Source organism: Streptosporangium sp. NPDC000095, assembly GCF_042899335.1.
Classification (GTDB): domain Bacteria; phylum Actinomycetota; class Actinomycetes; order Streptosporangiales; family Streptosporangiaceae; genus Streptosporangium.
The window spans coordinates 140,117-162,094 of the sequence record NZ_JBIAZS010000012.1; the positions used below are offsets into that span (position 1 = coordinate 140,117).

General features: G+C 71.7%; 21 protein-coding genes. 7 read left to right on the forward strand and 14 right to left on the reverse strand.

Annotation, left to right across the window (positions count from 1 at the left end; genetic code table 11):
- Nucleotides 1-30 precede the first annotated feature (30 nt).
- Together ACFY3V_RS25615 and ACFY3V_RS25620 are read right to left on the reverse strand one after the other, a co-directional pair.
- Nucleotides 31-861 carry a formate/nitrite transporter family protein gene (locus tag ACFY3V_RS25615; RefSeq protein WP_389776837.1) on the reverse strand — a complete coding sequence of 277 codons (831 nt, stop codon included), beginning with the start codon at nt 859-861 and terminating at the stop codon, nt 31-33.
- A gap of 269 nt (nt 862-1,130) precedes the next feature.
- A complete protein-coding gene (locus ACFY3V_RS25620) occupies nt 1,131-2,024 on the reverse strand; it encodes a sugar kinase (RefSeq protein WP_350945962.1) in 894 nt (297 codons plus the stop codon).
- A gap of 211 nt (nt 2,025-2,235) precedes the next feature.
- Here ACFY3V_RS25620 and ACFY3V_RS25625 point away from each other — a divergent pair, with 211 nt between their 5' ends.
- On the forward strand, nt 2,236-4,854 hold the full coding sequence (locus ACFY3V_RS25625; RefSeq protein WP_389776841.1) for a GNAT family N-acetyltransferase: 2,619 nt from the start codon (nt 2,236-2,238) through the stop codon (nt 4,852-4,854).
- 77 nt (nt 4,855-4,931) lie between these two features.
- On the opposite strand, the gene ACFY3V_RS25630 is transcribed toward ACFY3V_RS25625, so the two are convergent.
- Entirely contained in the window at nt 4,932-5,459 is a 528-nt protein-coding gene (locus ACFY3V_RS25630) for a hypothetical protein (protein ID WP_389776844.1), read from the reverse strand.
- Between the two features lie 513 nt (nt 5,460-5,972).
- Between ACFY3V_RS25630 and ACFY3V_RS25635 the strand changes: the two genes are divergently transcribed.
- The 3 genes from ACFY3V_RS25635 to ACFY3V_RS25645 are packed head-to-tail and all read left to right on the forward strand — an operon-like array spanning nt 5,973 to nt 8,569.
- Nucleotides 5,973-6,563 (forward strand): DUF5998 family protein, encoded by a 591-nt coding sequence (locus ACFY3V_RS25635; protein ID WP_350945965.1) that lies wholly within the window; start codon nt 5,973-5,975, stop codon nt 6,561-6,563.
- The gene (locus ACFY3V_RS25640) at nt 6,560-7,675 is read left to right on the forward strand and encodes a nucleotide pyrophosphatase/phosphodiesterase family protein (RefSeq protein ID WP_362902355.1); all 1,116 of its coding nucleotides are present in this window, start codon (nt 6,560-6,562) and stop codon (nt 7,673-7,675) included. The genes ACFY3V_RS25635 and ACFY3V_RS25640 overlap by 4 nt, the downstream gene beginning before the upstream one ends.
- A gap of 48 nt (nt 7,676-7,723) precedes the next feature.
- The gene (locus ACFY3V_RS25645) at nt 7,724-8,569 is read left to right on the forward strand and encodes a sulfurtransferase (RefSeq protein ID WP_389776849.1); all 846 of its coding nucleotides are present in this window, start codon (nt 7,724-7,726) and stop codon (nt 8,567-8,569) included.
- Between the two features lie 232 nt (nt 8,570-8,801).
- Here the strand turns inward: ACFY3V_RS25645 and ACFY3V_RS25650 are convergent, their stop codons facing one another.
- Entirely contained in the window at nt 8,802-9,419 is a 618-nt protein-coding gene (locus tag ACFY3V_RS25650) for a hypothetical protein (protein WP_362902351.1), read from the reverse strand.
- A 64-nt stretch (nt 9,420-9,483) separates the two neighbouring features.
- Between ACFY3V_RS25650 and ACFY3V_RS25655 the strand changes: the two genes are divergently transcribed.
- Nucleotides 9,484-10,293, forward strand: a complete 810-nt coding sequence (locus tag ACFY3V_RS25655) for a ClpP family protease (protein ID WP_389776852.1) — start codon at nt 9,484-9,486, stop codon at nt 10,291-10,293.
- Nucleotides 10,290-10,892, forward strand: coding sequence for a ClpP family protease (locus ACFY3V_RS25660; RefSeq protein WP_389776855.1), 603 nt, complete (start codon nt 10,290-10,292; stop codon nt 10,890-10,892). The genes ACFY3V_RS25655 and ACFY3V_RS25660 overlap by 4 nt, the downstream gene beginning before the upstream one ends.
- A gap of 14 nt (nt 10,893-10,906) precedes the next feature.
- Here ACFY3V_RS25660 and ACFY3V_RS25665 read toward each other — a convergent pair whose 3' ends face one another.
- From ACFY3V_RS25665 to ACFY3V_RS25685, 5 genes are all read right to left on the reverse strand, one after another.
- Nucleotides 10,907-11,263 (reverse strand): helix-turn-helix transcriptional regulator, encoded by a 357-nt coding sequence (locus ACFY3V_RS25665; RefSeq protein WP_362902346.1) that lies wholly within the window; start codon nt 11,261-11,263, stop codon nt 10,907-10,909.
- A gap of 119 nt (nt 11,264-11,382) precedes the next feature.
- Complete coding sequence (locus ACFY3V_RS25670; RefSeq protein WP_389776859.1) at nt 11,383-13,953, reverse strand: CHAT domain-containing protein; 2,571 nt, start codon at nt 13,951-13,953, stop codon at nt 11,383-11,385.
- Complete coding sequence (locus ACFY3V_RS25675; protein WP_362902342.1) at nt 13,954-14,418, reverse strand: hypothetical protein; 465 nt, start codon at nt 14,416-14,418, stop codon at nt 13,954-13,956.
- A complete protein-coding gene (locus ACFY3V_RS25680) occupies nt 14,415-14,999 on the reverse strand; it encodes a sigma-70 family RNA polymerase sigma factor (RefSeq protein ID WP_362902340.1) in 585 nt (194 codons plus the stop codon). Before ACFY3V_RS25680 ends, ACFY3V_RS25675 begins: the two co-directional genes overlap by 4 nt.
- A 43-nt stretch (nt 15,000-15,042) precedes the next feature.
- A complete protein-coding gene (locus tag ACFY3V_RS25685; protein ID WP_350945975.1) occupies nt 15,043-16,110 on the reverse strand; it encodes a S8/S53 family peptidase in 1,068 nt (355 codons plus the stop codon).
- 206 nt (nt 16,111-16,316) lie between these two features.
- Between ACFY3V_RS25685 and ACFY3V_RS25690 the strand changes: the two genes are divergently transcribed.
- Complete coding sequence (locus tag ACFY3V_RS25690; protein ID WP_344918407.1) at nt 16,317-16,811, forward strand: DUF3145 domain-containing protein; 495 nt, start codon at nt 16,317-16,319, stop codon at nt 16,809-16,811.
- A gap of 163 nt (nt 16,812-16,974) precedes the next feature.
- Here the strand turns inward: ACFY3V_RS25690 and ACFY3V_RS25695 are convergent, their stop codons facing one another.
- From ACFY3V_RS25695 to ACFY3V_RS25715, 5 genes are all read right to left on the reverse strand, one after another.
- Nucleotides 16,975-18,423, reverse strand: coding sequence for a carboxyl transferase domain-containing protein (locus tag ACFY3V_RS25695; RefSeq protein WP_362902336.1), 1,449 nt, complete (start codon nt 18,421-18,423; stop codon nt 16,975-16,977).
- A gap of 12 nt (nt 18,424-18,435) precedes the next feature.
- The gene (gene fabF, locus ACFY3V_RS25700; protein WP_362902334.1) at nt 18,436-19,668 is read right to left on the reverse strand and encodes a beta-ketoacyl-ACP synthase II; all 1,233 of its coding nucleotides are present in this window, start codon (nt 19,666-19,668) and stop codon (nt 18,436-18,438) included.
- A gap of 57 nt (nt 19,669-19,725) precedes the next feature.
- Nucleotides 19,726-19,965 carry an acyl carrier protein gene (locus ACFY3V_RS25705; RefSeq protein ID WP_350945978.1) on the reverse strand — a complete coding sequence of 80 codons (240 nt, stop codon included), beginning with the start codon at nt 19,963-19,965 and terminating at the stop codon, nt 19,726-19,728.
- A gap of 65 nt (nt 19,966-20,030) precedes the next feature.
- Entirely contained in the window at nt 20,031-20,987 is a 957-nt protein-coding gene (locus ACFY3V_RS25710) for a beta-ketoacyl-ACP synthase III (protein ID WP_362516550.1), read from the reverse strand.
- A 7-nt stretch (nt 20,988-20,994) separates the two neighbouring features.
- Nucleotides 20,995-21,906 (reverse strand): ACP S-malonyltransferase, encoded by a 912-nt coding sequence (locus ACFY3V_RS25715; protein ID WP_362902330.1) that lies wholly within the window; start codon nt 21,904-21,906, stop codon nt 20,995-20,997.
- Between the last annotated feature and the right edge of the window lie 72 nt (nt 21,907-21,978).

A 21,978-nucleotide genomic window follows, 5' to 3' on the forward strand; every position in this document is an offset into this window, starting at 1 on the left:
TCCGGTCCGGTGGACGGCCGTGTCGCGCTGTCAGCCGTGGTGGCCGCGTTCCTCGGCGAGGCGGTGCGGCACCCGCGCCAGCCGCAGGAAGGTCACCAGCCCGACACCGCCGACGAGGTTGCCCATGACGGCCCAGCCCAACGCCGCCAGCCAGTCCAGGTAACCGAACGGAGCCTGGCCGGTGATCAGGGCGGTGAACATCAGGATCGAGTCCAGCACGCTGTGGAACAGCTGACCGCCGGCCAGCAGAGCGCCGAACAACACGGCGGGCACCAACCGGACCCCGAGATCGTCGGTGGCGTGCTGCATCCGGGTCATCAACGTGATCACCATGCCGGCCAGCACCGCGAGAGAGAACGAACGCAGGTTCGTCCCCAGATCCGCGAAGTGGGTGCCGGCCTCCACGGCGGTCGGATGCAGCCCGGGAAAGGCCTGCATGATCAACCAGGCGATTCCCCACCCACCGGCCAGGTTGGCCACCAGTGACACCGCCCACAACCTGGCCAGTGCCCCCACAGATCCGTGGCGGGCCGCGACCGCAGCCACCGGTACCAGGAAGTTTTCGGTGAACAACTCGCTACGGGCCAGCAACAGCGCGACGAAACCGATGCTGAACGCCAGCCCGGCCAGAATCGCCGACCCGGTCGCCTCCTTGACCAGCAGGTACGCCAGCACCCCGGTACCGACGTCGATCCCGCCCAGCAGGCCGGTCACCACCAGTGTCGGCCACGGCCGGGCCAGCCGCGCGGAACCCTCGTTGACCAGACGGTCGAAGGCGTCCTCAAGCTCGGGCTCCGGCTCCACCGGAGGCTGCGTCAGCCCGTCGTCATGGCGATGACCGGACTCCGAAGGCTCGCTCATCGAGACGGCATGCCCCGTGCGCCAGTCGCCACTCCGACCTCGGAGAACAATGGAACAGCCAATAACGGCGGGTGGTCGTGAGCCCGGTCAAGGATCCTTCGAATCCGACGTTCCGATCCGTGATGGTGAGCGCCTGCCGCGTCGTCGCGCTTCGGCGGCGCTGTCCGATCGGTGCGGCTGACGGGCGCCTCGGGGTGGGCCGGGGCATATGCGGAACGCGGGACCGGGGCCGCCGCACGTCCGAGATCGGTGAACCCGCGCGGGACGGGTCAGAGGCGAGGGCGGGCGCCGAGGTGCGAGATGGCCCGGGAGGCGAGGTGGCAGCCGGAGGCGAGGGCCTCGGCCGGGGGCTTGCCGCCCAGCCATGCCGGGAGGAAGCCCGCGGTGAAGGCGTCACCGGCACCGGTGCCGTCGACCACGCGCTCGATGGCCTCGGCGGGGACCTGGATCGGTTCGGGGCGGTTGTTGGCGTACCAGAGCGCGCCCTCGTCGCGGAGCTTGACGACGACCTGCGGGAACCAGGCGGTGAGGACCTTGGCGGCCGCGGAGGGGTCGTCGCGGCCGGTCAGGACCTTCGCCTGGTCGGCGTTGGCGAACAGCAGCTTGGCGCTCTGCGTCCACTCCAGGAAGGGCTCGGCGCCGGTGCGCTCCAGGGGAGCGGAGGAGGAGCAGTCGACCGAGACGGACATCCCCGCACGGCGGGCCATCTCCAGGGCGGCCCTGCCCGCGTCGCGGGAGCCCTCGTTGATCAGGGTGTATCCGGACAGGTGCAGGTGCCCGCCCTGGGAGAACAGGTCGCGGGGCAGGTCCTCGGGCGACAGCGCCGCGTTCGCGCCGGGGTCGGACAGCATGGTGCGCTCGCCCTTGTGGGTGACGAGCACCACGCAGGTGCCGGTCGGGCGCTCGGGATCCATGACGAGACGGGCGTCGACGCCGTACCCCATCAGCTCCATGTCGCGGTTACGGCCCGTGATGTCGGCGCCGCGCCGCCCGATGAAGGCGACCTCGGTGCCCTCGACGGCGAGCCAGGAGGCGATGTTGGCACCCGAACCACCGCCGTGCATGGTGACGATCGCCGGTGTGTCACTGGCCCGGGCCAGCGGGTAGCGAGCCCGCGCGACCGCGTCGGTCATGAGATCGCCCACCACGACCACCCGCGTCATGATGTCACCACCTTGCTGCCTTCGATGCCGACCTGCCTCTAGACATGCTTCAAGCCATACCTCTGGCTGTGCCTGTAACCGCGAAAAACTTAACAGCTTCCGGCCAGCGTATGGGGCCTTGACCGGACACCGCACCACAGTCGATGCACAAGCGTTGCGCGAATTCGCCCGAGTGGTCTGTTATGTGAGATTCACGTCTACTCTCGGGACTGTGGAGGCTGCTCAGTATCCCGCTCACTGGGAGGCGGACGTCGTTCTGTCGGACGGTGGAACCGCCCACGTACGCCCGATTCGGCCCGCCGACGCCGACCGGTTGCGTTCCTTCTACGGTCGGTTGTCCGACGAGTCGATCTACTTCCGCTTCTTCGGCCCCCGGCCGCGGCTGTCGGAGCGGGAGATCACCTGGTTCACCAACGTCGACTACGACAGCCGGGTGGCGTTGATCGCCACGATCGGCACCGAGATGGTGGCGGTCATCCGCTACGACCGGATCGAGCCCGGTGAGGCGGAGGTCGCCTTCCTCGTCGAGGACGCCCACCAGGGCCGAGGAGTCGCCTCCGTGCTCCTGGAACACCTGGCCGCCACCGCGAGGGAGAAGGGGATCGCCCGCTTCGTCGCCGACGTGCTGCCCGCCAACCAGAAGATGATGGCCGTGCTCAAACAGGTCGGCTACACCGCGCAGAGCCGCTTCGCAGACGGCGTGGTGAGGATGACCCTCGACCTCACCCCGACCGAGACCGCCCAGGAGGTGACCGCCTCCCGCGAGCACCGTGCCGAGTCCCGTTCCATCGAGCGGTTGCTCTCACCCGGTTCGGTGGCGGTCGTGGGAGCGGGCCGGGAACCGGGCGGCGTCGGCCAGACCGTGCTGCGCAACCTGCTCGGCGCCGACTTCACCGGCCCGGTCTACCCCGTGCACCGCGAGGCGCGGGCCGTCGCGGGGGTGCGGGCCTATCCGAGCGTGACGGCCATCGACGGCGAGGTGGACCTCGCCGTGCTCGCGGTGCCCGCCGACGGGGTGATCGACGTGGTCAAGGAGTGCGCGGAGAAGAGCGTACGCGGGCTGATCGTGGTCTCCTCCGGATTCGGGGAGACCGGTCGGGAAGGCCGGGCGAGGCAGGACGAGCTGGCGCGCATCGCCCGCGCGTACGGCCTGCGGGTCGTCGGTCCCAACTGCCTCGGCATCGCCAACACCGACCCCGCGATACGGCTGAACGCCACGCTCGCCGCCACCCTCCCCGGCCTCGGGCGGGTCGGGTTCTTCAGCCAGTCGGGCGCCCTGGGCACCGCGCTGCTGCAGCGGGTGGCCCAGCGCGGCATGGGCATCTCCTCGTTCGTCTCGGCGGGCAACCGCGCCGACGTGTCGGGCAACGACCTGCTGCAGTACTGGGAGGAGGACCCGCGGACCGACGTGATCCTGCTCTACCTGGAGTCGCTGGGAAATCCTCGCAAGTTCGCCCGCCTCGCGCGGCGCATCTCGCGCCGCAAGCCGATCGTGGTCGTCAAAAGCGGTGGTACCACCCAGAACGTGCCCACCGGCCACGCGGCACCCGTGCTCGGCCTGCCGGACACCGCGCTCAGCGCGCTGTTCGAGCAGGCGGGGGTGATCAGGGTCGACGACCTGATCCAGCAGTTCGACGTGGCGCAGCTGCTCGCCTACCAGCCGCTGCCCGCCGGGCCCAGGGTGGGACTGGTCAGCAACTCCGACGCGATGGCGCTCCTCGCGGCCGACGCCTGCGTGCGGGTGGGCCTGGAGCCCCGCCCGCCGGTCAACCTCGGCGCGCGGGCCTGCGCGGAGGAGTTCGGCACGGCGCTCACCTCGGTGATCCCGGACGTGGACGCCGTGGTCGCGATCTACATGCCGCCCATCCCCGGCGACGGGGCGGAGGTCGCCGCCGAGTTGCTGCGCGCCTCCCGCGACTGCGGCAAACCGGTGCTCGCCACCTTCGAGGGCAGGATCGGCATGCTCGACGAGCTGCGGGTCGGCACCGCACCCGGCAGGGGCTCCATCCCCTCGTACGCCGCACCGGAGGAGGCGGTCCGAGCGCTCGCCCACGTCGTGCGGCACGCGCGCTGGCTGGAGCAGCCCGCGGGACTGCCCGAGGAGATCGAGGGCATCGACTCCGGCGCCGCGCGGGACCTCGTGCTCGCGACGCTCGCGGACGCCCGTGCCGAGATCGACGCGTCGGAACTGCTCGCCTGCTACGGGGTGGAGGTCTGGCCGTCGCAGACAGTGAGGTCGCCGCGGGAGGCGGTCAAGGTGGCGTCGAAGCTCGGCTGGCCGGTCGTGCTGAAGGCCGCGGGTCCCGAGGCGGCCAAGCGTGCCGGGACCGTACGCCTCGGGCTGTCCGGTCCCGACGGGGTGCGTGACGCCTACGCCGACCTGAAGCGCCAGCTCGAACCCGGTGCCGTGCTCGCGGTGCAGCGTATGGCCCCGCAGCCCGCGGTGCCGACCGTGGCCGGCGTGATGGACGACCCCGCCTTCGGCGCGGTGGTCTCCTTCGGGCTCGGCGAGATCACCGCGCGGCTGCTGCGCGACGAGGCCTACCGTCTGGCCCCGCTGACCAGGGAGGACGCCGCGGCGCTGGTGAGGTCGCCACGCGCCGCGCCCCTTCTTCTGGGCGAGTACGGCTACCCGCCGGTCGCCGTCGAGGCACTGGAGGGCCTGCTGGTCCGGCTCGGACGGCTGGCGGACGATCTTCCCGAGGTGGCGCGGCTCACCCTGGACCCGGTGCTGGTGGGAGAGTCGGAGGTGATCGTGCTGGGTGCCCGTGCCGTGCTCCGCAGTCACGAGGGCCCGCGCCCGGACGGCGGTCCCCGGCGCCTCGGCTAGCGCACCTGCCGCTTCGTCGCCGCTCGGCGGTCACATCCGATCCGGCGCGAGGGCCGGGGCACGTACGGAACGCGGGGCTAACCCGTCCGCCGGGTCGCGGGGATGATCTGGACCGTGCTGGCGACGGTGGCGGGCGCGGGACCGGTCTCCATGAGGTTGCCCGTGCCGGGATCGACCATGTCCATGCCGTCCTGGGCGGCATTGGCGGCATTGGCGGTATGGGCGGCTCTGCCGGACGCGGTGAGCGTTCCCGAGGCGTTCCGCGACACGGCCACGCCGACCGTGATCCGGGGGAGCTGGAATCCGGGTGCCACCAGGTCGCGCGTGTCGCAGTCGACGATTCCCGCCGTGATCCGGCATCTCCAGCCCGCACCCGAGGCGCGCACCGGGGTCAGGCCCGTGGGGAAGTAGTAGGTGACCCTGGTCGGCCGGGTGATCCCGGCGGAGTCGGGTCTCGCGGTGACGTCGATGGAGAAGGTGCCGCTGTCACCCGCCTCGAACGGGCCGTCGTGGACCGTGGTGAGGATCAGGTCGCCGGGGAAGCCCGCCCCGGAGAGGGACGGGCCGACGGTGGTCGCCGCCGCGGTCGTCATGACGGCCGTCACGACGGTCACCGGGACGGCCGCGACGAGGCGCGAGAGGCCGCTACGCCATGCCGGTCGGGTCAGACCCCGCGAGGTCGGCCGGCACGGCCGGGTCCGGCTCGGCGGGTCGGGCGGCGCCGGGACGGACCGTCCTGCTGAGTCCTGACCTTCTCCGGCCATGTTCTCTCGCCCCCTGTTCCGGTAGGGATTCACCGTTTCCCATTCCGGAGTGATGAAAAAATCCCAGATATATGAACAAAGTGGGAAATGTGCAGAATCGCCCATTGTTGCTGCTCAGGACGCCGCGCACCCCCGCCCGCTACCGCTCCCGGTAACCCGGAAAGGGTCGCGTCAAACCGGGCGGAGGGGAAAGTCGCGGCCGGCAACGGAGACCCGGCGGCTCCGGGATCACCCCCCGATGACGCTTTCACGGCCGGAAAAAGGTGAGGGCGAATCGCATCACGATTTGCACCGCGGGCCGAAGCTCACGTACTCCCGGTGAAAGCGCCGCCCCGGACAGGGCAGGATGGACCCATGAGGGAAACCCGACTCTCGTCCGCCGGCCTGCGCGACGCCATCGACCGCAGTGGCTACTATCCCGACCTGGTCGCCGACGCGGTCGAGTCCGCGCTCGGCAAGGAGCAGGTGGGCGCCTACGTCGTGCACCACGAGGCCACCTTCGACCCGGCCATGGAGGTGCGCAGGCACGTCACCGTGCTGGTGCTCTCGCCCACCCGGCTGCTCGTCTGCCACACCGACGAGCATCCCGCGGTGGAGGGGGTCTCGGCCTCCCACGCCTCCACGACCACCGAGGCCGTGCGCCTCAGCCGAATCCAGTCGGTCGCGGTCACCCGGGTCGTCCCCGACCCCGCCTCCTACGTGCCGGGGGTGCCGCCCACGGAGGTCACGCTCACCATCGGCTGGGGAGCCATCTCCCACGTCGATCTGGAGCCGGCCACCTGCGGCGACGAGAACTGCGAGTCCGACCACGGATACACCGGCGCCATCACGGCCGACGATCTCTCCCTGCGGGTGAGCGAGGCGGCGGACGGGCCGGAGGCCGTCTCCCACGTGCTGGCCTTCGCCAAGGCACTGTCGGAGGCCACCGCTCGCACCGCCTCGTGAACCCCCTGGTCCCCGCGTACGGGACGGCCTCGCTCGCGGACCTGTCCGCCTCGCTGCTCGCCGCGGTCGGGGTGGGCGGCGACAACCCGCTGGACCTCGCCCCCGCCGAGCGGGTCCTGCTGTTCCTCGTCGACGGGATGGGCGCCGAGCTGCTCCGCGCCCATCCCGGCGTCGCGCCGTTCCTGTCGTCCATGTCCGGCGGGGTGCTCACCGCGGGCTTCCCCGCCACCACCGTGACCAGCCTGAGCACCCTCGGCACCGGCCTGCCGCCGGGCGGGCACGGCATGCTCGGCTACCAGCTCGCCGTCCCCGGCGCCGGTTACCTGCTCAACTGCCTGCGCTGGACCGCCCCCGGCCCTCTCGTCGAGCCCGGCGCATGGCAGCCGACCCCCACCGTCTACGAGCGCGCGGCGGCGGCCGGCGTCCGGGTCAGCTATGTCGGGCCTGCCAGGTTCGAGACCACCGGTTTCAACAGGGCCATCTATCGGGGCGTACGCTTCGTCGGGGCCGACGAGGTCGACGACCGGATCGCCGGGGTTCGCCACGCTCTGGCCGAGCCCCGGGCCCACGTCTCGGTCTACTACGGCGATCTCGACTCCACCGGCCACGTCGCCGGCTGGGGCTCCCCGGCCTGGCTCGACCAGCTCGCCCGGGTCGACCGGATGGCCGAGCGGCTGGCGGAAACGCTCCCACCGGGCTCGGCGATGTACGTCACCGCCGACCACGGCATGATCAACGTCGCCGATCGCGTCGACGTCGACACCCTTCCCGCGCTGCGCGAGGGCGTCGCCATGCTCGGCGGGGAGAGCAGGGCCCGCCATCTCTACACCGACCCCGGCGCCTCGGCGGCGGTCCTCGACACCTGGCGCGAGGTCCTCGCGGGAAAGGCATGGGTGGCCTCCCGGCAGGAGGCGGTCGAGTCCGGCTGGTTCGGGCCCGACGTCCGCCGCGAATGGCTGCCCAGGATCGGTGACGTCCTCGCCGTTCCCTACACCGACTGCGCCATCGTCGCCTCGGTCGCGGAGCCGCACGAGGCGAAATTCCTCGGCTGTCACGGCTCGCTGACCCCCGCCGAGCAGTACGTTCCCCTTCTGGAGACGAGCACCCGCTGAATCCGCCCCGCGGCTGAATTCGGGGTCCGCACGCTGGAGGCATTTTCGATGAATCCGTTGATCACCACCGCCGAGCTGGCGGACCTGGCCGAGGTGAGCGTCCTCGACGTGCGCTGGAAGCTCGCCGTCTCGCCCACCGGGCCGGCCGGGATCGACTCCTACCGCGAGGGGCACATCCCCGGCGCCGTCTTCTGCGACCTGGAGACCGACCTGACGGCCCATCCCGGGCAGGAGGGTCCGGCATGGGGGGGTGGCCGTCATCCGCTGCCCTCCGCCGAGGCCTTCCAGGAGGCGATGCGCCGACTCGGCGTGTCCGGCTCCCGGACCGTCGTCGTCTACGACGGAGCCGACTCCACCGCGGCCGCCGCCCGCGCCTGGTGGCTCCTGCGCTACTTCGGCCACCCCGACGTGCGGGTCCTCGACGGCGGCCTGCGCGCCTGGATCTCCGAGGGCCTGCCGGTCTCCACCGAGGAGAGCGGTCCCGAAACCGGCGACTTCGAGGCGCGGCCGGGCGGGATGCCGCTGCTCGACGCCACGGAGGCCGGCGCACTCGCCGCCGACGGGGTGCTGCTCGACGCCCGTGCCGCCGAGCGCTACCGGGGCGAGGTCGAGCCGATCGACCCGGTCGCCGGGCACATCCCGGGCGCGGTCAGCGCCCCCACCGGTGAGAACGTCGACGCCTCCGGCCGCTTCCACCTGCCGGAATTCCTGCGCGAACGTTTCAACACCCTGGGCGCGGTCCCCGGGGTCGCGGTCGGCGCCTACTGCGGGTCCGGCGTGACGGCGGCGCACGAGGTGCTGGCCCTGGAGGTGGCCGGCGTCCCGGCCGCGCTCTACGTCGGGTCGTGGTCGGACTGGGTGACCGACCCCTCCCGGCCGGTCGCCACCGGCTGACCGTCACCGGCCTTGCGGGGCCTGTCATCACCGGGTGACCACTGCGGGCACCTTGAGGCTCTGGCATAAAGATCGTGACGTGGTCACGCTGAGCGAGATCCGGTTTCTGATCGGAGACCCAGGTGTCAACGATCAACGTCAGTTGCACACATCTCGGTCGTGTTCGCCCTCGTCGCGAACAGGTGGTCCACGCCGGTTGTCTCCACCCAGGCGCAGTGAGACGAGGGCGATGTCACTCACGCGCGGAGTCGTCGATCTGCACCGGGTATCCGGCGTTCAACGCGGCGACGGTCGAGGGCGGGGTGATGACGTCGGCCGGTCCCCGTACGGGCCGTGGGTGGCGGGTCCGGTAGCCCTCGAACGTCCATTCGACCAACCGGGGGCCGACGACAACGGCGGGGGTGGTGCCGAACCGGACGAAGGTGCCGTCGGGCAGGTAGGCCCAGGGCACCTCGTGGACACGCCTCTGGCGCGTGCCCCGGACGAGCCGCTCGTCGTGCAACCGCCGATTCATCGCCCGGCCGGACGGCACGTCGACCCCCGCACCCTCGGCCCAGGCGAAGCGGTAGGCGTTGTAGCTGTCCCTGCGGCATTCCGCGCACGGGCGATGCCCGGCCGCCAACGAGACGGCCTCGTCATGGAAATACAGAAAGGTGTAGTGATCGGGGCGCCACTGCTCCTGCCGCCGCCCCTTGAAGCTGAGCGCACAGGTGATCCACAGGTCACCCGCGTGGAAGCGGACGATGCGCTCGCCCGAATGGACGATGCCGCGGTTACCCGTCCAGGCGCCGCGCAGCGAGATCGCCACGATGTCCCCCATGGGGGTGACCCGGTTACAGGAAGGCGCCACGTGGTGTCCTTTCACCAGAGCCCGTGAGAGTCCGGCATACCGGTCGGGCCTCACCATCATGGCCGTGGTCGAGGCCGCGTGTCCTGATCGATCACGACACCGCACAACGTTTGGAGGGCTGCTGAAGATCTTGTTCCTGTGGTGGTGCTCTCGGCCGGTCGGGGAAGCGGGTCCGCGCTGCTCAGAGCGGATCTGCTCCGGGCAGATCGTGTCGACGCCGATCCTGGCGGCCCCACATGATGGGCGCATGAGTGAACAATCGAAACCCCCGCTGTTCGACGCGCGGGTGAGAGGCCAGCTTTACGAGCGGCGTGTTCTCGTTCTCGACGGGCCTCTCGACGACGACAACGGCACGTTGCTCGCCACGCAGTTGATAGCACTCGCCACGCAGGACGCGTCGACCGATATCGCACTGTGGATCCACTCCCCGGGCGGTTCGGTTCCGTCGATGCTCGCGATCCGTGACGTCATCCGGCTCATCCCCTGTGACGTGTCGACCCTCGTGCTGGGCATCGCCTACAGCGCCGGGCAGTTCCTGCTGTCCTCGGGCGCCCGAGGGAAACGCCGCGCCCTGCCGCACTCACGTGTCCTGATGCACCAGGGTTCGGCCGGGATCGGCGGCACCGCGGTCGACATCGAGCTGCAGGCAGGCGACCTGCGGCACACCCGCGACACGGTGCTCGGTCTCATCGCCGAGGACACGGGCCAGCCTGTGGAGCGCGTATTCGAGGACTCACTGCATGATCGCTGGTACACGGCGCAAGAAGCGCTGGACTACGGCTTCATAGACACGATCGTCCAGAGCTTCGAGGAAATCGCGCCGCACGATCGCCCGCGGCTCGGATTCGGCGTCACCGAAGGAGCCGCCCGGTGACCACGTACACGATCCCCAACGTCATCGCCCGGGATTCTCGCGGCGAGCGGATCATGGATGTCTACTCGCACCTGCTCACCGAGCGAATCGTCTATCTGGGAACCGCGATCGACGCGGGTGTCGCGAACGCGCTCATCGCGCAGCTCATTTTCCTGGAGTCGGACAACCCTGACGCCCCCATACAGTTCTATATCAACTGTGAGGGCGGGGATCCGAGCGCGATGCTCGCGATATACGACACCATGCGCTATATCCGCCCGCGGGTCGAGACGACATGCATTGGGCAGGCCATCGCGGTGGGCGCCGTCCTTCTCGCTGCGGGCGCCGAAGGAAAACGTGCCGCCCTCCCGCACGCACGGGTGATCTTGCATCAACCGGCAGCTCAGGGGCGCGGAACGATCCCCGATCTCATCCTGCAGGCCGACGAGGTCGTACGTGTGCGGGCGGACATCGAGCGCATACTGTCGCGGCACACGGGCCAGACCATCGAGACCCTGCGTGCCGACACCGATCATGACCGGGTGTTCACCGCGACGGCGGCCCTGGAATACGGGCTCCTCGATCAGATCATCGAGGAGAATTCACCGGGTCGTGCGTGATTCCGGAGGCCACGTCAGGCGGCCAGGGCGTACGCCGCCGAGCAGGTGGCACCTCTCGGTGTGCTGCTCTGAGCGGGCCGCAGGCTCTCGGCGACGGCAAGGGTCAGATCGAACAGGGTGACGTCCAGCGCGCCGGCGACCGCGGCGATCATTTCGCTCGACGGCTCCTTGACGCCCCGTTCCATCTCGGAGAGATACTGCGGTGAGACGCCGGCGCGATGCGCCGTCTCGCTCAACTTCTCGCGCCGCTCGTGACGAAGATCTCTGAGACGCTCGCCGAGCGCGTGCCGCCACAGCGGTTCGCGAGCCGGAGACGGCTTGGGATCGGTCCGATCGATCGCCGGAGACGGCGGCGGGACAGAGGAGGCCATGTCTCACCATAAATAGACGACGCGTTCGAGTTCTGCCGGCTTCGCGCAGAGCGGAACGGGTGAAAACCGTGACCCGTCTGGTTTTGCCGTCCTCTGCCTGCCGCTCCCCACGGGAAGACCTACAGCTCTTCGCCGGTCGCCGCGGACGGGCGATCCCTCCCGACCGGCCAAGGCGGCTCATCCCCGCGGCCGAAGCAGACGAAGCCCGCCACACCGGTCTTCCCTCCCGCGACGGCCAGCGCCCGCGCGGGCGGGTCGCCGGCGGCGAGCGCCTCGTGGAAGGCGGTCATCAGCGCGAGCGTCTCCTCGTCGCGCACCGGCACCAGGCTCGCCACCACGCACCGCGTCCCCAGCGACAGGAACGTACCCGCGAGCCCCAGGGGCGCCCCGTCCGCGGGGGCGTGCGCCATTCCCGCGTCACACGCCGACAGCACCACCAGAGCGGGCGGGGTGCGCAGCCGCAGCAGGTCGTACGCCATCAGCGGGCCGTCGTCGAGGTCGATGCTCGACAGCAGCGGGCTGCGCGGGGAGAACATCCCGTGCGCTGCCAGGTGGGCCACGTCGGCCCGCTCCAGCGCCGCCATCACCTCCGCCCGCCGCGCCGCCACCCGCTCCGTGCCTCGATGGCACTCGCCGACCATGCGGGCCTCGGCCTCCGCGTACCGCAGTCCCGGTCCGGCCACCGCCATCGGCACCGCCTCCTCCCTCCCGTCCCGTACGGACGGCACACGCCGCCCTGCCAGCCAGGCGGCGGCGCTGGCCGCCACGGTCACCGGCCGATCGGCGTTCATCGGCAGCAGCGGCCAGGGCAGGGTGTGCAGCGTCCCCGTCGGCACGACCACCAGTGGCCGGTCGGCCAGCCGATCACGCAGCGGGCCGAAGAGGAGCCGCTCCAGCTCCGTGGCCTCCGCGCCGGGCTCGGGGGCCCTCCCGTCGAGCAGGTGTGTCCTGCGCAGCCCGTACCGGAGGCGGACGGTGGCCTCGGCGACGGCGGAGAACGGGCCGAGACGGCGCAGCGTCATCCGGTCCCGGGTGACCACGACGGCGGCCAGGTCGCTCTCGTGGCGGACGAACTCCACCAGGACCGACTCCCCGAGCGCGGCCCGCAGCGCGGCCGGTCGGGGCGCGAGCGGCCGGCCGGCGCCCCCGGTGACCGCCCGCCACCGTTCGGCCCAGGCCAGGACCGTGTGGCCCCGCCCGGTCCGCATGGCGAGGGCGAGCCCGAAGCGGGCCAGCGGCTCACCCGCCCTGGCGGCGTGCGCGCGTACCACCGGATCCTCGAACGTCCTCGTCTCGGCGCCCACCTCCGCCAGACCGGCCAGCACCGCGGCGAACGCTCCCCGCCGGTCTCCCGCCAGGGCACGTAGCAGCGCCGTCGCGTGCAGGGCGACCATCCCGCGGCCCGGGCGGGAGAGCAGGGCGAGCTGGTGCTCGGCGGAGGGCCGGTCGCCCAGTCCGAGGGAGACCTCGGCGACGGTGAGCCTGAGCGCCTCCGAGGTGTCTCGGTGCCCGGCGGCGTCGAGGGCGTCGGCACACGAGAGCATCGTCGCCGCCAGTTCCGCCGTGGGCGACTCCAGCGCGAGCCGGGCCCGCAGGAGGATCTCCTCGGCGACCGGCACCAGGATCGTCCGCCCCTGCGCGGTCAGCTCGCGGGCGGCCAGGTCCGCACTCTCCCTCGCACGATGCGGATCACCGGTGCGCAACTCGACCCTGGCGAGCAGCAGGAGGGCCTCGGCCAGCGCCGTCCCGGCGCCCGCCGCGGCCAGCTCTGGAACCGCCGCCTCCAGCAGGACCCGTGCCTCGCCGGGCAGATGGGCGGAGATCAGGGCCTCGGCCAGGTCACAGCGCACCGTCGCCAGCCGCTCCGGGTAGCCGACCAGGACGCTCTCCGCGCGCCGGTAGGCGCCGAACGCGGCGGGCAGGTCGCCGCGCCGTGCGGCCAGGAACGGCAGGTTGCCCTCGGCGAGCGCGAGAACGTGTTCCAGACCCGCGCCCCTCGCCAGCTCCGCGCACCGGCTCAGGTCGGCCTCCGCCGCCCCCAGCTCTCCGAGGAACACCCGGGCGAGCCCGCGGTTCAGCATCGCCCCGGCCAGGAACCTGACATCGCCGCCGAGGACCCGCACGGCCCGGTCGCAGTGGTCGACGGCCTCGCGGTAGCGGCCGAGCCGCGCCAGGGCCACGGCCCGGTGCACGTCGAGCTTGCCCACCTCCGCCGGGGTGAGCCCGGGCTCGGCGTCGGAGGCGAGGGCGAGCGCCTGCTCCGGATGACCCAGCTCGGTACGGACGTGGACCAGTGACAGCCGCGCCTGGGCCGCCCGGTGCGGCAGCCCCGCCGAGAGCGCGATCCGCACCGCCCGGCGCAGGTGCTCCTCGGCGAACGGCAGGTCGCCCAGCTCGCGCGCCGCGACCGCCGCCGCCCTGTGCGCCACCGCCTCCGTCTCGCAGTGCCCGCACCCCGCGAGGCGCTTCGCGGGCCCGCCCTCCGGCCCCTCGTCCTGTGACGCGCCGATCTCCGGCTCTCCGCTCCTCGTCGCGCCGCCCTCCGCCGCGTCGCCGGCCGGGGTGTCCGCCCGGCAGGACGCGGCAAGCGAGGTGAGCACGCTGCGGGCGAGAGCGAGGGCGCGGGCCGGGTCGCTGCCCGAGAGGTCGAGCGCGTGCTCGGCGTCGGTGAGCGCTTCCTGGAAGGTCACCTACGGGCGGATCCGGGTCCAGGTGGTGACCACGGGGGAGCACTCGGGCCGGTGGCACACCACGCTGAACCAGCCCGGCGGCAGACCGGTGACGGCGAACTGGCCCGTCGGGGACAGCACACGCGACTCCGTGAGGTGCAGGGTACGGATCTCGACCAGCGTGCCCGCCTCGGGGCAGGGAGAGATCTGGCCCGCGAGGTCGACCAGGCCGTCCAGGGAGGTGACCTCCAGCTCCACCGTGAGTTCGGCCGCGGTGAACCTCAGCAGCCGTGTTTCCTCGGTGGACCGGACGCCTCGCGGCACGGGCGTGACCACGGGACGGGCCTGGACGGCGCCGGGCAGCCGCAGGCCGAAGGCCGCGTGGGCCGCGGCCGTCACCCGCGCGGGCACCGGGTCACTTCCCGACGCCAGGCGCAGCGCGGCTATCAGGGACTCGTCGTCGATCGCCGCCGGATGTCGCGTCACGATGTCGCCTCCCGGGCGATGAGCATGGTGCGGAGTCGGTTCAGGCAGCGGCCCCTGGTGGGGCCGTAGCTGCCGCTGGGCATGCCCAGACGCCCGGCCAGCTGGTGGACACCCGCGTCGGGGGCCGTCGCCATCAGCCGGAACAGCGACCGGCACGGCTCGTGCATCTCGTCGACGGCCTGCCACAGACGGCGGCCCTCGTCGGCGCTCAGCACGGCGAGCGCGGGATCGGCGTGGGTGGCGCCCGCCGGGGCGGACCACGCGTGTTCGCCGTCGGAGAGGTCGGCGACCAGCCGCTCGCCCCGGCGCCGGCGGCTCAGGAGGGACGCCTCACGCTTGGCCGTGGTGAACAGCCAGGAGCCGATCCTGTCGGGGTCGCGGATGGTGTGCAGGCTCTCCAGCAGCCGCAGCCAGGTGCCCTGCACCGCGTCGGCGGCGTCCGCCGGGCTGAGGTCGTAGGCGCGCACGGCCGACCACAGCAGGCCCGTGAAACGGGTGACCAGCGCGTCCCAGGCCGCCTGGTCGTCCACCGGCACGGCGTCGATCGCGCGCTGGTCGCTCACCGGCACCTCCGGAATCACGGAGAACACTTTACGTGTCCGAGCGAATGCTCTGGGTGAGACTTTAGCCGGGCGTGGGCACCGCGACTCCCAAATCGGGGATCCGCCTGGTCTTCGCCGGGTCGAGGACGTGCTTCACGGCCTCCTGCGCGGACCGGTCCGCGCACGCGGCGGCGATCGCCCCGCTCACCAGGGCGGTGGCGAAGGAGGTCCCGCTCCAGCGCGCGTAGCCGTTGAACGCCCCGTGTTCGAGGAAGGTGCTGGACAGCCACTCACCGCGGGCACACGCGTCCACCCACGCTCCGTACGCCGAGAACGGGGCCCTCGCCCCGCCGTCCGGATCCAGTGCCCCGACGGCGATCACCCCGGGTGACGCGGCGGGCCAGAAAGGGCGGTCGGAGGCGGTGTTGCCCGCGCAGGCCACCGTGACCGTACCGGTGAGTGCTTCCAGGGCGGCCTCCACGAGCGGGGAGGGGCGGTCGTCGAAGGTGTGCCCGCCGAAGGACAGGTTGAGCACCTGCGGCGGGTCGGCCCGCAGCCGCTCCAAAAGGTGCAGCAGCCCGGCCTCGTCCCCGACGCCGTGGCCGTCCAGCACCCGGATCGGCCGCAGCCGCGCCGACGGGGCCGACCGCAGGATCAGCCCGGCGATGAACGTGCCGTGCCCCGCCTGGAGGTCCAGTTCGCCGTCGCCGTCGGAGTCGGGCACCTCGTCGGCCTCCCGGCCCCGCTCCAGGAACCACGGGCTCCCCTGCCACCACGGGTGCTCGGCCAGGCCGGTGTCGGCGAGCACCACCGTCACGGCGCCCGCCGCGCGCCCGGTAGGGGCGGGGTCGGGCGCCGGGAGGGCGGCGCTGGGGAAGGGGCGGGAGGCGGGGCCCCCGAAGTAGAGCGGCTGGCCCGTCAGGATGTGGTTGGGAGAGGCGCGCACGCCCCGCGCCCGTACCGACGCCACCAGGTCGCAGACGTCCACGCCCGGAGACAGGCGCACCCGGTGGATTCCCCCGATCTCGGTGACGGCGTCGGCCCAGCGGGCGGTGGCCGCGAGGCCCGCGGCGTCGGTCAGCAGTTGACCTTTTCTGATCAGGGCGGGCGAACCGGGGATGGGTTCGACCCGTTCTATGCCGGTATTCATCTGGTCCTCCGGGGGGCGATCACCAGGTGATGGGGTTTTCTTCATTCCCGAGGATGCCCTGGCCAAGTGCCCACGGCACAACATCTCGGTATGACCCCCCTCTGGTGCGACGTCACGACCGACGGTAGTCTCTCCTTCAGTCACTTGTGATCATCCTGGTATGAGGCCGTTGGGGAAGGCGCACCTCGTACGAAACGGGAGGTCCGGTGTCTGCTCGTGGCGTGCTTTACGTCCACTCAGCTCAGCCTGCGCTGTGCCCTCATATTGAATGGGCGGTCGCAGGTGTCCTTGGCGTGCCCGTAGACCTGACCTGGACTCCGCAGCCCGCCGCGCCCGGTCACGTGCGCGCGCAGGCCGAGTGGGAGGCCCGTGTCGGTACCGCGGCGGCCATCACCTCGTCGCTGATGGGCTGGCAGCGGATCCGCTTCGAGATCACCGAGGACGCCTCACCGGGTGCCGACGGGACCCGGCACGCCTACACCCCCTCCCTCGGCGCCTTCACGGCCGTGGTCGGGGCCAACGGCGACATCCTGATCCCGGAGGACCGGCTGCGCTCCGCCATGCTGATGGCCCGTCAGGGCCGCGTGGTGCTGGAGGAGGAGCTCGATCGCCTGCTGGGCAAGCAGTGGGACGCCGAGCTCGAGTCGTTCCGCTACGCGGGTGAGGGCGCTCCGGTCCGCTGGCTGCACGCCGCCGTCTGAGCGGGCACGCCCCCACGGGGGCACGTTCACTCTCGCGCGGCGGACGACCGTCCCGGACACGGGTTTGGAACGTGCCCTGCGCCTCCTCCCTGCGCGGGGAAGGGCGCAGGGAAGACGGGCGAGCCCCCACCGGCGGGACCGGCGGGGGCTCGTCGAACGACCGTCAGAGGGGGATGTTGCCGTGGGCGCCCCTGGCGGGGGTCGCCTGGGCCAGGACCCTGGCGATGGCGCCCCTGGTCTCCTCGGGCTTGATCACCTCGTCGATCACGCCGAGCTCGATGGCCCGGTCCAGGCCGCCCGCGAGGATCTCGTGCTCCTCGGCGAGCCTGGCCTCCAGGGCGGCGCGCTCCTCCTCGGGGGCGGCGGCGAGCTCGCGGCGTTTGAGGACGCGGACCGCGGCGATCGCGCCCATGACCGCGATCTGGGTCGTCGGCCAGCCGAACACCTTGGTCGCGCCCAGCGAGCGGGAGTTCATCGCGATGTAGGCGCCGCCGTAGGCCTTCCTGGTCACCAGGGTGATCCGCGGCACGGATGCCTCGGCGAAGGCGTGCAGGAGCTTGGCGCCACGGCGGACCACGCCGTCGTGCTCCTGCCCGACGCCGGGCAGATAGCCCGGAACGTCCACCAGGACGATCAGCGGCACCCCGAAGGCATCACACATCCGGACGAACCGGGCCGCCTTCTCCGCGGAGGCGGAGTCGAGGCAGCCGCCCAGACGCATCGGGTTGTTGGCCACCACGCCCACGGTCCGGCCCCCGAGGCGGCCCAGGGTGGTGACGATGTTGGGTGCCCACTTGGCGTGCAGCTCCACGCCGGGCTCATCCAGCAGGCCCGTGACGAGCGGCTTCACGTCGTAGGCGCGGCGCACGTTGTCGGGCAGCAGGCCGGAGAAGTCGATCTCCTCGACCCCGGTGCGCACCCGGCCCTGGTGGCCGAGCAGCACCGCCAGGCGGCGGGCCCGCAGGTAGGCGTCGGTCTCGGTCTTGGTGACCACGTGGACGACACCGCTGCGCTTGCTGTGCGGCTCGGGGCCGCCCAGGGCGGCCATGTCGATCTGCTCGCCGGTGACGCTGCGGACCACGTCGGGACCGGTGACGAAGATGCGGCCCTCGTCGGCCAGGATCACGATGTCGGTCAGCGCCGGGCCGTACGCGGCGCCGCCCGCCGCGGGACCGACGACCACGGACAGCTGCGGGACCACGCCGGAGGCGCGGGTCATCGCGGCGAAGACGCGGCCGACCGCGTGCAGCGACTCCACGCCCTCGGCCAGGCGGGCGCCGCCGGAATGCCAGACGCCGATGACGGGAACCCGCTCGCGGACCGCGACGTCGTAGGCGTGCACGATGTGCTCGCACCCCTCGCTGCCCATCGCGCCGCCCTGGACGCGGGCGTCACTGACGAACACGACGACCGGCACACCCTCCACGCGGCCCGTCGCGGCGAGCACGCCGCTGCGGTCGACCGGTGAGATCAGCCGGATCGAGCCCTCGTCGAGCAGAGCGGAGAGACGCACCTGAGGGTCACGGGGATCGAGAGGCTCCAGTGTCGTGTCCTCGCTGCTCTCGCCGTCCTTGCTGTCCTCGCTCACCAGCCCTTTGTCGAGCACAGTCATCACGAGCCCCTGTCAGACGCTGGTGAAGGCCACGGCGACGTCGTGCCCGCCGAACCCGAAGGAGTTGTTGATCGCGGCGATCTGACCGTCCGGCAGGGCGCGCGGCTCTCCGCGCACGATGTCGACCTCGATGCCGTCGTCGAGGTCGTCCACGTTGATGGTTCCGGGCGCGCGCCGCTCGTGCAGCGCGAGGACGGTGAAAACGGACTCGATACCGCCGGCGCCGCCGAGCAGGTGACCGGTCATCGACTTGGTGCCGCTGACCAGCGGGTGACCGCCGATGACCTCCTTGATGGCCATCGTCTCCACCACGTCACCCGCGGGGGTGGAGGTGGCGTGCGCGTTCACGTGCTTGATGTCGGCGCCGGTGAGACCGGCGTCCTCCAGGACGCGGCGCATGGCCAGCATGACCCCGGCGCCGGTCGGCTCCGGCTGCGCGATGTGGTGGGCGTCGGCCGAGTAGCCGACCCCGGCGGCCACGGCGTAGATCGTGGCGCCGCGGGCGAGGGCGTGCTCCTCGGACTCCAGGACGAGAATGCCGGCGCCCTCGCCGAGGACGAAGCCGTCACGGCCCTTGTCCCACGGCCTGGAGGCGCGCTGCGGCTCGTCGTTGCGGGTGGACATGGCGCGCATGGCCGCGAAGGACCCGATGTTCAGCGGGTGGATGGCCGCCTCGGTGCCGCCGGCCACGACCACGTCGGCCCGGCCGGAGCGGATCATCTCGATGGCGTACCCGATCGACTCGGCGCCGGTGGCGCAGGCACTCACCGTGGCGTGGACGCCGGCGCGCGCGCCGACCTCGATGCCGATCCAGCCCGCCGAGCCGTTCGGCATCAGCATGGGAACGGTGAACGGCGAGAGCCGCGTCCAGCCCCTCTCCTTGAAGGTGTCGTAGGCGGCGAGGATCGTGGTGATGCCCCCGATGCCGCTACCCACGACGACGCCGAGCCGCTCGGGGTCGACCTTGTCGATCGCGGCGTGCGCCCACGCCTCGCGGGCCGCGACGAGTGCGAACTGCTCGGCACGGTCCAGCCGCCTCGACTCCGGCCGGGGCAGAACCTCGGTCGGGTCGACGGCGGAGAAGGCGGCGAACTTCACCGGGACGGAGTCCACCCAGTCGGCGGTGATACCGCTCACGCCCGACTGACCGGCGAGGAGCGCCGACCAGGTCGAGGCGACGTCTCCACCGAGGGGCGTGGTCGCGCCGAGCCCGGTGACGACGACACGTACCTGGTCTGTACTCACTGCTGCGCTCCTTGTGAATCGCTGGTCAATCTGGGCTGGGGGATAAGCGGGAACGTCTCAGTTCTGGATGAAGTTGATGACGTCCTTGACGGTCTTGAGGTGCTTGAGCTGGTCGTCCGGGATCTCGACGCCGAACTCGTCCTGAGCGGCGACGGCGATCTCGACCATGGACAGCGAGTCGATGTCGAGGTCGTCGACGAAGCTCTTCTCCGGGGTGACCTCGGTGGCCGGGATCCCGGTGATCTCGTTGATGATCTTGCCGATGCCGGCGAGGATCTCCTGCTCGGTCAGAGCCATGTCGCGTGTTCTCCTTGGAATCGTGGTTCTTCTGGTTTCCCGTGCGGCGGGGCCGCGCGGAAGCTCTAGGGGATCTCGATGATCTGGCCCGCGTAGGTCAGGCCCGCGCCGAAGCCGAGCAGCAGGGCGAGCCCGCCCGCCTGGACCTCGCCGCGCTCGATCATCCGGGACAGGGCGAGCGGGATCGAGGCGGCGGAGGTGTTGCCCGCCAGGACGATGTCCTTGGCGATGACGGCGTTGTCCGCGCCGAGCTTGCGGGCGATCGCCTCGATGATGCGGAGGTTGGCCTGATGGGGTACGAAGGCCGCGAGGTCGGCCGGATCCACCCCGGAACGCTCGCAGATCTCCTTGGCGACGGGGTGAAGCGCGGTGGTCGCCCAGCGGAACACGGTCTGGCCCTCCTGGTGCAGGAAGGAGTCGCGGTCCTTGATGATGATCGCGTCGAACTTGTCGCCGGCGCTGCCCCACACCACGGGGCCGATGCCCGGGGTGTCGGAGGGGCCGACGACCGCGGCGCCCGCGCCGTCGGCGAAGATCACCGCAGTGGCCCGGTCGGTCCAGTCGATCCACTGGGAGAGCTTCTCGGTGCCGACGACGAGCACGTGGGTCGCCGATCCCGCGCGGATCGCGTCGTTGGCGACCGCGAGCGCGTAACAGAAGCCCGAGCAGGCGGTGTTGACGTCAAAGGCGCCGGGGGCGTCGATGCCCAGCCGGGTGGCCACCCGGCCGGCGGCGTTGGGGATCTGCGTCTCCAGCGTGCAGGTGGCGACGATCACCAGGTCGATGTCGGAGGCCGCCAGGCCGCTCGCGGCGAGGGCCTTGCCGCCCGCCTGCACGGCCAGGTCGATCTCGGACTCGTTGTCCGGGGCGATCCGGCGCTCCTTGATGCCGACGCGGCTCTGGATCCAGGCGTCGTTGGTCTCCATGGTCGCCGACAGGTCGTCGTTGGTCACCACGTTGGAAGGCTGGTAGTGGCCGAAGGCGAGGATCTTCGCGCCGGGCGCGCCCTGTGAGGTCTTCATTCCTCGGTCACCGCTCCTTGTTCGACTCAAGGGCGGCTCGCGCGGCCTCCAGGTCGTCGGGGGTCTTCAGGGCGACGGTCGTCACCCCGTGCAGAGCACGCTTGGCCAGGCCGGTGAGCGTGCCGCCGGGGACGAGCTCGATCATCGTGGTGACGCCGAGCTCTGTCATCGTGGCCATGCAGGCGTCCCAGCGCACCGGGTTGGCGACCTGGGTGACCAGGCGCTCCATGAACTCGGCGCCGCTCGTGACCGCCGACCCGTCGCTGTTGGACAGCAGCGTGACGGCGGGATCGGCCGGTGTGACGTCCGCGGCGGCCTCGCGCAGACGGCCGACCGCGGAGGCCATGTGGACGGTGTGGAACGCGCCGGCGACCGAGAGTTCCCTCACCCTCGCCCGCGCGGGCGGCTCGGCCTTGAAGGCCGCCAGCTGCTCCAGCGTGCCGCCGACCACGATCTGCCCGGCGCCGTTGATGTTGGCGGGGGTGAGTCCCTTGTCGGCGATGGCGGCGAGGACCTCCTCCTCGACGCCGCCGAGGACGGCGGACATGCCGGTCTCGGTGATCGTCGCGGCCTTCGCCATGGCCTGGCCGCGCTCGCGGACGAGGCCGACGGCCTGCTCGGGGGTGATCACCCCGGCCAGCGCGGCGGCGGTGAACTCGCCCACGCTGTGCCCGGCGACGATGTCGGGGGAGGCCCCCAGCACCTCGGCGACGGCGAGCCCGGCGGCTACGAGGAGTGGTTGCGCGACGGCCGTGTCACGGATCTCGTCCGCGTCCGCGGTGGTCCCGTAGGCGATCAAATCGAGGCCGGCCAGCTCCGACCAAGCGGTCAGCCGATCGGCCACGCCCGGTAGTTCGAGCCATGGACCGAGAAAGCCTGGAGTCTGGGCACCCTGGCCCGGAGCGACGATGACGAGCACAAAATCCAGCCTGCCCTGTAGAAGTTCAATACATGGATGGAGATCCAGACGAACTTTGTCCCCACTTCTTTG